The organism is Bacteroides sp. BFG-606, from assembly GCF_024788145.1.
GTDB lineage: Bacteria > Bacteroidota > Bacteroidia > Bacteroidales > Bacteroidaceae > Bacteroides > Bacteroides vicugnae.
In genome coordinates this window covers 5,635,970-5,649,071 of the sequence record NZ_JANUIL010000001.1, presented here as the reverse complement: position 1 = coordinate 5,649,071, position 13,102 = coordinate 5,635,970, and the positions used below count along the sequence as shown (strand labels likewise).

Here is a 13,102-nt window from a genome sequence, read left to right as displayed (position 1 = left end):
TTCTGTATAGTGCATTTGAATATATATGAACTTTAAACTTCTTCGCACACCGCCATTTTCATGCCTTGATAGACAACAATAATTTTGTGCAGCGTCGTTGTTCCGATTGCTTTTTGCACCGTTTCGCTGGCGGCATAGCGGTTGGCTTGTGTGATGGCTTCCTGGCGGAGTTGCTCTACTTTTTCATCGTTATCCTTTCCTTTGGCATATTTCAGTTCTATAATGTATGAATGAAGCATATCTTTGTAAATATCCAATAAAGGAAACATGAAGATATCGGCATATCCTTCCTGATTTTCCTGCTCGGAAATAGGACGATAGAAACGGTTTTGTACAGTCATAGCCAGTGTAAATCCATGTACGTATGCTTCGCCCTTTTGTTTGTCACGTTGGGAAGAGTAGCGGTGCAGGCATTCGGCGATATAGTTGAAATAGGCTTTCCAGTCGCCACGATAAGCCATGGCAGATGCCAGTTTTCCTTTTTCCCAATTATCGAAACGGAGATCTGCTTCGTTGTATGTATCTAATAAGTAACTGTACAACTGTTCACGTACTACTTGGTTGGGAATGGTCAACTTCGTTTCTCCTTCTAACGTTCCGCTGATAGTCAACATGCCGAAATAGAACAGTAGGCTGACAAAATTATCCGGTTCTGCAACAGTCTCGGCTGGGAAGCCCGTTTTTAGCTCACCAGTGATATATCCCTGTTTTATTAATGTTTGAATAGTCGAGGCATCATGGGTGAATTCTTTATCCTTGCGGATGAGCATTCGTAGTTTGTTATAATCTACGCGGATATTCTCTTCTACCATATTGCGAGGCATATATCCTTCATTACGAATGTAGTTATCTATAAAGTAAAGCACCATATTGGAATTGTACATGGTGGTATTTCCGTAACTTTGCTCTGAAAAGCAGTAATTGTCATACCAAGGCTTCATTGCTTCTATCAGCTCGTCGATAGAGTGATGGAACTCGCAGGTAGTGGCGTAATAATCCAGCATTGCGCGCACTTCTTCTTCGTTAAATCCGGTCATTTCATTAAATTCCGGGGAAAGTGAATAGTTGGTGCCGATATTGAATCCGCTAGTCAGATCGTCCATCGTGACGGGGCTGACACCTGTTACGAAACAACGTTTGATCGTGGAGTCTGTACCGGCTTTCACTGTATCGAAGAAACTGCGTAAATAACCGGTCCCATGTGTTTCGCTCTTATAATCTTCCAGGCAGGAAGGTTCGGATAAGATTTTGTTTGTAAAGTGATCGTATTCATCAATGAACAGATAAATCTGTTGATTGGTCTTGACGCATTCTTTATATAAATAGTCCAGTTGCTCTACGGCTCCCTTTTTCTTATTCATCTCTTCTTTTATCCCTTCGGGAAGATATTGGGCGTAAACATCGCAGAAGAAGTTGAATTCTGTGTTGCAATGCGCGTCTAATGATTCACGGTAACTTTTCAATTCCGCATTAACTACGGCAAAGTTGAGGTAAATGATGAGATATGAATTGCGTTCGGGAGTGGGATGCTTGCCTATATATAAGTCGCCATACCATTTCTCGAACTTATCAGCTTCGAGTATATTATAATAATGTCGGAGCATGGAAATCGTTAAACTCTTCCCGAATCTGCGTGGACGAATGTAAAAGAAATACTTATTCGCATTCTCTATGAGCGGGATATAATGTGTCTTGTCCACGTAGTAACAGTCGTCTTCGCGGACATCGATGAAGTTCATCATTCCATAAGGAATACGTTTGCGCTTTACTGGTTGATTCATGCCTCTTTCATTTTCTCACAAAAGTAACAATAAAAAATGAATCTTGATGGATGGACGGAAGCTTTTTAAAATAGGAATCAATTTCAGTGCGGAAATCCGTAATCTTGAAAAATGGATAGTTGAAGAAAAATAGAATAAACAAAAAGGCGACCCGTACCTAACGAGCCGCCTTTTCTGTCTATTTGATTTCGATTTCTTCCTTCATATCGATTTCCTCTCCATGTGTATCATAGAACACATATTGCAGGAATGCGAGTTTCTGACTTGGAATAATCTTAATACCGAATCCATATTTCATTTGCCACTTCCGTTTCAGGGAAACGAGTCCCTGATTGATGTAGGCGGCAACATACGGATGGACGTGTAACGAGAATTTCTTAACCTTCAGTTTATTGACCAGGTAATCAATTTTACTCTCCAAAGTGTCCGTAAAGAGAATGGACGATTTGATGGTGCCTTTGCCGAAGCAAGTAGGACAGATTTCGGTCGTGTTGACGTCCATTGCCGGACGCACACGTTGGCGTGTAATCTGCATTAGCCCGAATTTGCTAAGCGGCAGAATATTATGCCGTGCCCTGTCTTTCTGCATATTGGCACACATTCGTTCATAAAGCTTTTGACGGTTTTCGGCTTCATTCATATCAATGAAGTCGACGACAATGATACCACCCATATCTCTTAATCGCAGTTGGCGGGCCAGCTCGTCGGCGGCTCCCAGATTTACTTCGAGTGCGTTACCTTCCTGCCCGTTGGCATTCTTGGTGCGGTTACCGCTGTTCACGTCTACTACGTGAAGCGCCTCAGTGTGCTCAATAATCAGATAGGCACCACTCTTGTAAGAGATTGTTTTACCAAACGATGATTTAATCTGCTTGGTGATACCGAAATTGTCGTAAATGGGAAGTTGGCCTTTGTACAGTTTCACGATATTAGCCCGGTCGGGCGCAATCAGTGATACGTAATCTTTAATTTCATTGTACACAGCCTCGTCGTTGACGTGAATATTCTCAAATGATGGGTTGAAGAGGTCGCGCAACAAACCTACGGCGCGGCTGGTTTCTTCATAAATCAACGTCGGGTACTTGGTGGCTTTTTGTACTTTTACCATCGCATCTTCCCAATGCTTAACCAAGACTTTAAGCTCTCCGTCGAGTTCGGCTACGCGTTTGCCTTCGGCTACCGTGCGGACAATGACACCGAAGTTTTTCGGCTTGATGCTCATCAGCAGCTGTTTCAGGCGGGCGCGTTCTTCGCTCGATTTAATTTTTTGCGATACCGAAACCTTATCATTGAAAGGGATCAGTACGAGATAGCGTCCGGCAAACGAAATTTCGGACGTCAGTCGCGGTCCCTTAGTGGAGATCGGTTCCTTAACGATTTGCACCACTACTTCTTGTCCTACTTTGAGGGTGTTGGATACAGTTCCATCCTTGTCAAGGTCGGGAAGCAGGGTTGCTTTGCTGATGGAGGTCAGCTTCTTTTTGTCGCTTAAAGTCTGCTTTACAAACTTTTCGAGTGAGTTAAATTGAGGACCCAAGTCCAGATAATGAAGGAAAGCGTCTTTCTCGTAACCGACGTCTACAAAGCATGCATTGAGTCCGGGCATCAATTTCTTGATACGTCCCAAATACATATTGCCCACAGAGAAAGAAATATTTCTTCCTTCGCTTTGAAGTTCCACTAGGCTCTTATCTTCGAGAAGGGCGATGGAGACCTCTTTGGGCTGTACGTCAACTACTAGTTCACTTGTCACTGTTTGTTTCCTTATTATTGATTGAATCTCATTTATATGAACAACTTTTTTTACAAAATGTTCATTTTGGGTTAGCTACTTAAACAAAGAACAAACTTGAAAGACATTGGCTTCGCAAGTTTGTTCTTTATTTCTGTGTGATCCAGACTTAAAAATTATTTTTTGCTTTTATGTCTGTTCTTTCTTAGTCTTTTTTTACGCTTGTGCGTAGACATTTTATGTCTTTTTTTTTTTTCCGCTTGGCATAGCTTCACATTTTATGGGTTAATACTCTTGTTTATTATTTCTTTACTGAAATTGTAAATGTCTTAGCCGGTTTGAAAGCCGGAATGTTGTGCTCCGGAATAATAATCGTAGTATTTTTAGAAATGTTGCGAGCAGTCTTCTGTGCTCTTTTCTTTACTACGAAACTACCAAACCCACGCAGGTATACATTCTCATCATTAGACAGCGAATCCTTTACTGCATCCATAAATGCTTCAACTGTTGTAAGAACTGTCTGCTTGTCAATCCCAGTTTTCTTTGTAATCTCGTTTACAATATCTGCTTTAGTCATTTTTCCTTAAAAAAAATATTATTACTATGTTATTGCTAATTTTTTGGACTGCAAATATATAGCTTTTTAAGCTCCTAAAAAAATATATTCTGCACATTTTTCTAAAAAAATAGTGGCATAGGGTTTTCTTAGAGCTAAAAGAGTTACTTTTGTGTGCCTTTTGAGTAGGATATACAAGATAAATGTTAGATAATACATTAGTAGAGAGGATATGAACGAGTTTACGAAAACGATTGTAGAGTGGTATGAAGAGAATAAACGTGAATTGCCTTGGAGGGAGTCTGCCGATCCGTATTTGATCTGGATTTCGGAGATTATTCTTCAACAGACGCGGGTGGCGCAGGGGTATGATTATTTTCTTCGCTTTATCAAGCGTTTTCCCGATGTACAGACTTTGGCCGCTGCGGATGAGGATGAGGTGATGAAGTATTGGCAGGGGTTGGGGTATTATTCGCGTGCCCGCAATCTTCATGCCGCCGCCAAAAGCATGAATGGTGTTTTCCCGAAAACATATCCGGAAGTGCTGGCTCTGAAAGGAGTGGGGGAGTACACGGCGGCGGCTATCTGTTCGTTTGCTTACGGCATGCCCTATGCGGTGGTGGATGGCAATGTGTATCGGGTGCTTTCACGTTATTTCGGTATAGATACTCCGATTGATTCGACGGAGGGAAAGAAACTTTTTGCAGCATTGGCAGACGAGATGTTGGATAAAAAGCATCCGGCTGTTTATAATCAGGGGATAATGGATTTCGGAGCAATTCAGTGTACTCCGCAGTCGCCCAACTGTTTGTTCTGTCCGTTGGCAGGCGGTTGTTCGGCACTTTCGAAGGGGTTGGTGACAAAGCTTCCGGTGAAACAGCACAAAACAAAGACTACCAACCGTTACTTCAATTATATTTATGTACGTGCGGGCGCGTATACCTTTATAAATAAACGAACAGGAAATGATATTTGGAAGAATTTGTTCGAATTGCCATTGATAGAAACTCCGACGGCTCTTTCGGAGGAAGAGTTTCTTGCTTTGCCGGAATTCCGTGCATTCTTTGCGTCGGGGGAAGTGCCGGTGGTGCGTTCTGTTTGCAGGGAAGTGAAGCATGTGTTGTCTCACCGGGTGATTTATGCTAATCTGTATGAAGTAACAATCTCTGAAAATTTGACTTCTTTCGGTAATTTCCAGAAAATAAAAGTAGAGGAACTGGAGCAGTACGCTATTTCAAAGCTGGTACAAAACTTAATCAAGTATTAAGTATTAGGTATTAAGTATTAACCATCCAGTTTATGGCACAGCCTAATACTTAAAACTTTAATACTTAAAATTCTTGCATCCTATTGTTATTCTGTTTAATTTTGGCAGCGGATTTAATTTAAAGAATCATAAACTTGATACAGATATGTCAGTAAATAGAGTGATATTGATAGGAAACGTAGGACAAGATCCTCGGGTGAAATACTTCGATACAGGTTCGGCAGTGGCAACTTTCCCATTGGCTACGACGGATCGTGGATATACGTTGGCTAATGGAACCCAGATTCCCGAAAGAACAGAATGGCATAATATCGTTGCATCTAACCGTTTGGCGGAGATTGTAGATAAATATGTGCACAAAGGTGACAAACTATATCTGGAAGGGAAGATAAGAACGCGTTCTTACAGCGACCAGTCGGGTGCTATGCGCTATATCACTGAAATTTATGTGGATAATATGGAAATGTTGTCTCCGAAAGGAGTCAATCCGGGTGCGGGAGCTTCTGCTTCCGGACAGCCTGCTACGGGACAGCAGCAACAACCGGTTGCCGGCCAGCCGCAACAAACGCAGCAGTCGCAGGCGCAACCTGTACAAGATAATCCGGCAGATGATTTGCCGTTCTAAATAATGTGATAGTGTGCCAATCGATTTTTTCTAACTCATTGGCACATTATCTTTTGTTTAACTAAAATATAAACTCTTTGGACTCAGATGGTTATTTAAGCCAATTGGCTGACATTTTCAACGGTATTACCGTAAACACTCCTTCTATCTCTGCTATTATTGCCATAGTGCTGGCAGGTGTGCTCCTGCTTGGTTCCGGCTTTGCTTCGGCTTCCGAAATAGCTTTTTTTCACTTACTCCGTCCGATCGGAATGATATTGATGAACACAATCATCCTTCCGATGAAAAAATAAGTGCCCTGTTGGGTGATTCAGAACGCCTCTTGGCAACGATATTGATTACGAACAATTTTGTGAATGTGACCATTATCATGCTCTGCAACTTCTTCTTTATGAATGTGTTTGTCTTCCATTCTCCATTGGCAGAGTTCCTGATACTGACCGTCATCCTGACTTTCCTGCTGTTGTTGTTCGGTGAAATTATGCCAAAGATCTATTCGGCACAGAAAACATTAGCCTTTTGCCGTTTTTCGGCACCGGGAATTTACTTCCTGGAGAAGGTATTCCGTCCGATAGCTACTGTGCTTGTGCGTTCGACAACTTTTCTGAATAAGCATTTTGCTAAGAAGAGTCACAATATTTCTGTGGATGAACTGTCGCACGCGTTGGAACTGACGGATAAAGCGGAGCTTTCTGAAGAGAATAATATTCTGGAGGGCATTATCCGTTTCGGTGGGGAAACCGTGAAGGAGGTGATGACATCACGCCTGGATATGGTCGATTTGGATATCCGTACGTCTTTCAAGGAGGTGATGCTGTGTATCATTGAAAATGCTTATTCACGTATTCCTATCTATTCCGGTTCACGGGACAATATCAAGGGGGTGCTGTATATTAAAGATCTTCTGCCTCATGTCAATAAGGGGGATAATTTCCGTTGGCAGTCATTGATTCGCCCGGCTTATTTTGTGCCGGAGACGAAGATGATTGATGATTTGCTGCGTGACTTCCAGGCGAATAAGATTCATATTGCTATCGTTGTGGATGAGTTTGGAGGAACTTCCGGACTGGTAACGATGGAGGATATTATCGAAGAGATTGTAGGGGAAATTCACGACGAATACGATGATGAAGAGCGTACATACGTTGTTTTGAATGACCATACTTGGATATTTGAAGCGAAAACGCAGTTGACGGATTTCTATAAGATTGCAAAAGTAGACGAAGACGAATTTGAAAAGGTGGTGGGTGATGCAGATACATTGGCAGGTATGTTGCTCGAAATTAAAGGTGAATTCCCGGTGCTGCATGAGAAAGTGACGTATCACAATTATGAGTTTGAAGTGCTCGAAATGGATAGTCGCCGTATATTGAAAGTTAAGTTCACAATTCTGCCGAAGGAAATGGAAGATGGCGTTGTTTCTGCAGTATAAGACAAATGGTATACAGTGGGCTGTCTGGAAGATGGAAGAGTCTTTGGATGCTTTATTGCTTCTTTTGCCCGGTGCGCGAAGAGCTTTCTGTGAGCAGGAATTGAATCGCTTTGTCTCCGAACGTCGTAAGATGGAATGGTTGTCGGTTCGTGTTCTGTTGTATTCCATGTTGCAGGAGGATAAGGAAATCGGTTATTCTTCGGAGGGGAAACCTTATCTCACAGATCATTCTTTTTTTATCAGTATTTCTCATACGAAAGGTTATGTGGCGGTGATGCTTGCTTCTTCGGTTCCGGTAGGCATTGACATTGAGCAATATGCTCAACGGGTTCACAAGGTATCCGACCGTTATATCCGTCCTGACGAGCAAGTAGAATCTTATCTGGGAGATATAACCTGGGGGCTGCTATTGCATTGGTCGGCAAAGGAAGCTGTTTTCAAGCGGATGGAAAATGCGGATGCTGATCTTCGTAAACTCCGGTTGACGCATTTTATTCCTCAAGCGGAGGGGACGTTTCAGGTTCAGGAGTTGGCTACGGAGCAGCAAGAACTTTATTCTGTCGGTTATCGTATCTGTCCGGACTTTGTATTGACGTGGACATTGAATTGAACGAATGAAGAAGTGTGTGAAGCTCTTTTCTCGGTGTGTTATTTCTCTTTTTTATTAAGTCGATAGCTCAATGCTCCTGACGGACATTTGCCGATTTGTGCAATTAATTCTTCTGTTGTCGCATTTTCAATTTGTACCCAGGGTCTTTCTTTTGGATGATAAACATTGGGTAGCATCTTTACACATATTCCGGCATGCTGACATAATTCAGGCTGCCACACAATGGTCAGTTCACCATTGGTATATTCAATTTTTTTTCCCATATATGTATTTATTTAATATGAATACCACGCATTACAATTCGCTTCCATTCCGGATGTTTGTGAATGTAACCGGCTACAAACGGGCAAAGCGGTACCAAGCGTAGACCTTGTCGCTCGATGTCTGCCAATGCTTTTTCTGCAAGTTGTGAGCCTACTCCCTTGCCGCCTAATGAAGCGGGTACTTCGGTATGTACAAGGTATATTTCTCCATTGTTTGATTTGATATAGTCTATTTCAGCTATTTTGCCATCGATCTGAAACTCATACCGATGTTTTTCTTCGTTGTCTATTAATTTATGATCTTCTGCCATAATTTTTACGTATTAAGTTCGATTATAACATAAACACTTGGAGAACACTTTTGTTTTACGCGAACAAATATTCTCCAAGTTTATAATCTTTCCAATTGGACTGTGAAGTGTCTCATTAAGGGAGCTTCCCAGGCGATACGTACTCCATGAGTGATGCTTTCTCTGCGTTCATATACATTTTTGAGGGCGGCAGCTATTACATTCATGTGATTGTCGGTATATACTCTGCGGGGAATGGCGAGGCGGAGTAGGTCAAGACCGTTGAAGCGGTTTTCATGGGTCACCGGATCACGGTCGGCAAGGATATAGCCGATTTCGCATCCACGGATACCGGCTTCCAGGTAAAGTTCTATGGTTAGCGTCTGCGCCGGGAATTCTTCTCGAGGAACATGTGTCAGCACTTTAGGCGCATCAATGAAGATGGCGTGTCCTCCGGCCGGGCGTTGGTAAGGGATTCCGTATTCATCCAGTTTCTTTGCCAGGTATTCCACTTGTTTGATACGTGTTTCGAGGTTGTCGAATTCGGTGTTTTCGTCCAGTCCGATGGCGAGGGCGTTCATATCCCGTCCGTTCATGCCTCCGTAGGTGAGATAGCCTTCGTATTGTACACAGAAACCTTTTGCACCTTCATACCAGTCTGCACGCCGCGTGGCAATAAATCCGCCCATATTGACGATTCCGTCTTTCTTGGCGCTCATTGTCATGCCATCGGCAAGAGAGAACATTTCCCGTGTGATTTCTTTGATAGTTTTGTCTCGGTAACCTTCTTCGCGCATTTTGATGAAGTAGGCATTCTCGGCAAAACGTGCAGAGTCGAAAAGTACGGGTTTGCCATATTTGTCGGCGATGGCACGTACCTCGTACAGGTTTTGCATGGAGACGGGTTGTCCTCCGGCTGTATTGTTGGTGATGGTGACGATGATAAAAGGAATCCGTTCTGCGTATTCTGTGAGGGCTTTCTGTAATTTATCAGGGTCTACATTTCCTTTAAACGGTATTTCTAGTTGGGTTTGTTTGGCTGCATCGATGGTGCAGTCTAATGCGATGGCATGACGTCCCTCAATGTGTCCTTTGGTGGTGTCAAAATGCGAGTTTCCGGGCACAATGTCTCCTTCATGTACCAAATAAGAGAAAAGGACATTTTCAGCGGCACGTCCCTGATGGGTTGGTATGATGTATTCAAATCCTGTTAGTTTCGTAATCATCTCTTTCAACTTGAAGAATGAGGTCGCTCCGGCATAGCTTTCATCACCTAGCATCATTCCCGCCCATTGGCGGTCGCTCATCGCTCCGGTCCCGGAGTCGGTGATGAGATCTATATAAACTTGTTCTGATTTGAGTTGAAAGACATTATAATGTGCTTCTTTAATCCATTGCTCGCGCTCTTCACGTGTGCTTTTCCGGATGGGTTCTACCATCTTTATTTTCCATGATTCAGCAAAAGGTAATTCCATTGTCGTAGATTTAATAGTTTTGAACGACGAATGTAGCTAAAATTTGCGTAATTAGCAAATATATGATGACTTTTTGTAAGTTGTGACTATTGGAATTACTTCTCCATGGGCTAGTAATATATCAATTTGTAATAGGTAGATATAAAGAGAGCCGGATTCCTTAAAAGAATATCCGGCTCTTTAAAATTATGCATTCGATTGAATATGATTATAAGTTTGATTATTGGTAATCAATAGGCTGATTAGAAATAAGTATATAACCGATTGATGTCAATTGAACAGTGGTTGTTTAGTCCTCGATAAGTGTAATACCGTCAAGGCAGAAATAAGAAGGAGTGTTCATATAAGATACTCCTTCATATTCTGAATTATCAGTGGAACTCATTTCAAATTTAATATAATCAGCATTTTTAATACTGCTCCAATCAAACCATTGCCATGTGTTTACAATTTCGGTTTTTCCGTTTCTGAAATCGGCAAGATAGAAATCGACTCTTCCTATTTCATTGTCATTGGCTCTGTAACCAACAGCTGTTATTTTATACCAGTCACCATTGGCGAATTTCTTTACCATAGATGGATCTTGTCCATCGTCTCCGTTTTTGATGGCTAGATATGCATAAGTTGTATTAGTAACCCATGCTCCTTTAAATGCATATTCTCCTTTGAGATTAGTAATCTTTGCAGTGTTAAAGCTACTGGTATATGCAGTGAGATAGGTTGTCCCATTTTTACCTTTTCCTGTAATAGCACTGCTATTAGCAGATCCGGGAGTGGTAATGTCAGTTTTATTGGTGTAAGTAAATCCTCCAGCAAGTCCCCATGCTGCATAATAATGATTACATTCAATTAGATTCTGATTATCTTTGATACTTGTCTCGAGAATATCATAGCCTGTTGGTTGATCACCTGTGGGAGTAAATTCACTCTCTGCTTTTGTTAATTTATTTTCAAAACTGGCAACCACTTCGTTTTTTACATCATCGTCATCATCGCTACAGCCGCAAAATACAAATACTGATAACAGTAATAATAAGGATAATTTCTTCATGTTCTTTTCTGATTTTAGTTATTAATTAATTGTTGATTATTTTTTGAAATGTAAGTTTTCAACGGTTGTGACTTCGGTGGATATTTCACCCATTTGTCCTGCATCCTGGTTGACTGCAGTCGTAATCTTTACGAAGTCGATTTGATCCAAGTCGGCTGGTGTGCCGTTACCATCCACAGCCCAATCTATCTTGAAATTACTTTCTTCCTTGGTGTTGGGATGGTTGTCTGCATATCCCCATGGATAACAATATCCTACCCATAATCCATTTTCCGGAACGGCATTGTCTTTTAGGCGTGTTCCCCGGAATGTGATTTCATTATCTTCTATCCAAAGTGGATAATAGGATTCCTGATTGTGGAAACTATTGCGGAGAATATATCCTTCATTGCCTTGATTGTCCTTCCAGAGCACCTTTTGGTTGGCTGGGTTCGGGCGAAAATAGGTTATTTCATATCCGCGGGTTTCTGTGTCTTTCCCGTATTCGCTGCCTTTCAGTTCATACCATTCGTCATCAGGTTTTCCATTACCGTTTGCATCTTTGGATACGAATACAATTCCCGGTTCGGCACTTCCTCCCAGTTCTCCTGTTCCGGTTTTGGAATTGTAGTAAGCATTGCCTCTTACCTTGAAGTCATATTCTCCCGTTACATTCGGAATGGGCTGTGGGAATCCTAAAACAATGTAGCCACCGAATCCTCCTAATGTAATAAGCGATTTTTGCCGGATTCTGCGGGTTGCTTCTTCCAATATTTCATCGTAGGTAAATCCATCCTTGTATGCTGATGTGGTAGTATTGATAAATTGTCCGGGAGCAGGACGGTATTCCCATACTTTGTTGGCGAAAGCCAGAGGGTTTTCCGTGTCGTCGTCATTATCGTCAATATTGCTTTGTGAGGCTTTGTCACTGAATGCGATGGTATTCGGGTTAAGTCCGATGTTGTTCAGGCGGAACATGAGTTGTCCTTGTTGGTTGAAACAAAGTAAGTCGCCGTAAGTGGTGTAATCGTGTGCTTCGGTGATATATACGTTGTTGCTGTACGGGTTGATATTGATACCGTAAGGTGTCTTTATCACAGTTCCATCGGTTATGAAATTCTCACGGATTGTTTCTTCTGTTTTCAGATTGAACATCTTGATAGAAGAAGTTTGTGTGGTATAGTTGTAATTGTATAGATAGGCTATATCTCCGTCGATGGCGAAGTTTTGCACTTTCTCGTTAGATTGAGTGACTTTGTTTGTCCGGCAGTCTATCTTGACGAAATTATAATCTCCGGCTTCTATATCTTCGCCACGGGTGGCTACATAGACGGTTTCATCCGGACCTGCTACTATTTTACCGGGATTCGGGCCTACTATAATTTTGTTACTTTCTTTGAATGTGGCAATATCGACAACGGATACTGTATTATCTACACCCAGCCCTGATGAATAATCCAATCCGCCGGAATTGGAAATATATAGCTTTTCGTTTTGTACACAAATGCCGTCAGGGTTACGTCCCACTGATGTGATGGCATCTATGGAAAGGGAGGTTGTATCTATACGTGCAACGGTTCCGTCATAGGAACATACGTATGCTTTATCTTTATGAAAAGCGATATAGCGTGGTTGGCGGGAACTCCCATTTTCTGCCTGCATCTGAATTTGTTTCAATGAGGTTCCTGTACGAAAATCTATCACTTCTACTGTACTGGAGATGTTGACTACGACATATACCTTGCTTCCATAAATAGCCATATCGTTGGCTGTATCTCCTAATCCCCGGTGGTTGACTGCTTTGAAGTAATCACGAATCATTTGTTGATTGCCGAAAGAGAAACGTGCCAATGAGCTGTTATTCTGGTTGAACAGTCCTTCACATAATACATATAATTCAGCGGTACCCGTTTCTGTCGGATCACCTATAATGCCTGATGTGAAAGGTTTGTCTTCCATGTCATCACATGCCATGAATAACAAGATCAATGACAGCCAACACCAGAATATATACATTAATTTCCTTTTCACGACCATATCC

At 41.9% G+C, this 13,102-nt stretch carries 11 protein-coding genes and 1 pseudogene; 4 read left to right on the top strand and 8 right to left on the bottom strand.

Annotated features, from left to right (window positions below; genetic code table 11):
• Positions 1–32: 32 nt before the first annotated feature.
• The 3 genes from NXV01_RS21830 to NXV01_RS21820 form a co-directional block, all read right to left on the bottom strand.
• Positions 33–1,781 carry an ATP-binding protein gene (locus NXV01_RS21830; protein ID WP_259023224.1) on the bottom strand — a complete coding sequence of 583 codons (1,749 nt, stop codon included), beginning with the start codon at positions 1,779–1,781 and terminating at the stop codon, positions 33–35.
• Between the two features lie 178 nt (positions 1,782–1,959).
• Positions 1,960–3,534: an Rne/Rng family ribonuclease gene (locus tag NXV01_RS21825; RefSeq protein WP_148364845.1), complete on the bottom strand. Its 1,575-nt coding sequence runs from the start codon at positions 3,532–3,534 to the stop codon at positions 1,960–1,962.
• A 280-nt stretch (positions 3,535–3,814) separates the two neighbouring features.
• A complete protein-coding gene (locus tag NXV01_RS21820) occupies positions 3,815–4,090 on the bottom strand; it encodes an HU family DNA-binding protein (RefSeq protein ID WP_004300646.1) in 276 nt (91 codons plus the stop codon).
• A 211-nt stretch (positions 4,091–4,301) separates the two neighbouring features.
• Here NXV01_RS21820 and mutY point away from each other — a divergent pair, with 211 nt between their 5' ends.
• The 4 genes and pseudogenes from mutY to NXV01_RS21800 all read left to right on the top strand — a co-directional run bounded on the left by mutY (position 4,302) and on the right by NXV01_RS21800 (position 8,003).
• A complete protein-coding gene (gene mutY / locus NXV01_RS21815; protein WP_148364846.1) occupies positions 4,302–5,336 on the top strand; it encodes an A/G-specific adenine glycosylase in 1,035 nt (344 codons plus the stop codon).
• A gap of 145 nt (positions 5,337–5,481) precedes the next feature.
• The gene (locus tag NXV01_RS21810; RefSeq protein WP_259023223.1) at positions 5,482–5,961 is read left to right on the top strand and encodes a single-stranded DNA-binding protein; all 480 of its coding nucleotides are present in this window, start codon (positions 5,482–5,484) and stop codon (positions 5,959–5,961) included.
• Between the two features lie 77 nt (positions 5,962–6,038).
• Positions 6,039–7,393: pseudogene (locus NXV01_RS21805) on the top strand (gliding motility-associated protein GldE).
• The gene (locus NXV01_RS21800; RefSeq protein ID WP_195649438.1) at positions 7,371–8,003 is read left to right on the top strand and encodes a 4'-phosphopantetheinyl transferase family protein; all 633 of its coding nucleotides are present in this window, start codon (positions 7,371–7,373) and stop codon (positions 8,001–8,003) included. Before NXV01_RS21805 ends, NXV01_RS21800 begins: the two are co-directional and overlap by 23 nt.
• A 38-nt stretch (positions 8,004–8,041) precedes the next feature.
• On the opposite strand, the gene NXV01_RS21795 is transcribed toward NXV01_RS21800, so the two are convergent.
• The 5 genes from NXV01_RS21795 to NXV01_RS21775 form a co-directional block, all read right to left on the bottom strand.
• On the bottom strand, positions 8,042–8,266 hold the full coding sequence (locus tag NXV01_RS21795; protein WP_004300640.1) for a (4Fe-4S)-binding protein: 225 nt from the start codon (positions 8,264–8,266) through the stop codon (positions 8,042–8,044).
• A gap of 8 nt (positions 8,267–8,274) precedes the next feature.
• A complete protein-coding gene (locus NXV01_RS21790) occupies positions 8,275–8,577 on the bottom strand; it encodes a GNAT family N-acetyltransferase (RefSeq protein WP_148364849.1) in 303 nt (100 codons plus the stop codon).
• Between the two features lie 80 nt (positions 8,578–8,657).
• Positions 8,658–10,031, bottom strand: a complete 1,374-nt coding sequence (locus tag NXV01_RS21785) for a tryptophanase (protein ID WP_259023222.1) — start codon at positions 10,029–10,031, stop codon at positions 8,658–8,660.
• A gap of 289 nt (positions 10,032–10,320) precedes the next feature.
• The gene (locus NXV01_RS21780; protein ID WP_234132835.1) at positions 10,321–11,082 is read right to left on the bottom strand and encodes a DUF4465 domain-containing protein; all 762 of its coding nucleotides are present in this window, start codon (positions 11,080–11,082) and stop codon (positions 10,321–10,323) included.
• Positions 11,083–11,118: 36 nt separating this feature from the next.
• A complete protein-coding gene (locus NXV01_RS21775; protein ID WP_259023221.1) occupies positions 11,119–13,098 on the bottom strand; it encodes a YncE family protein in 1,980 nt (659 codons plus the stop codon).
• Between the last annotated feature and the right edge of the window lie 4 nt (positions 13,099–13,102).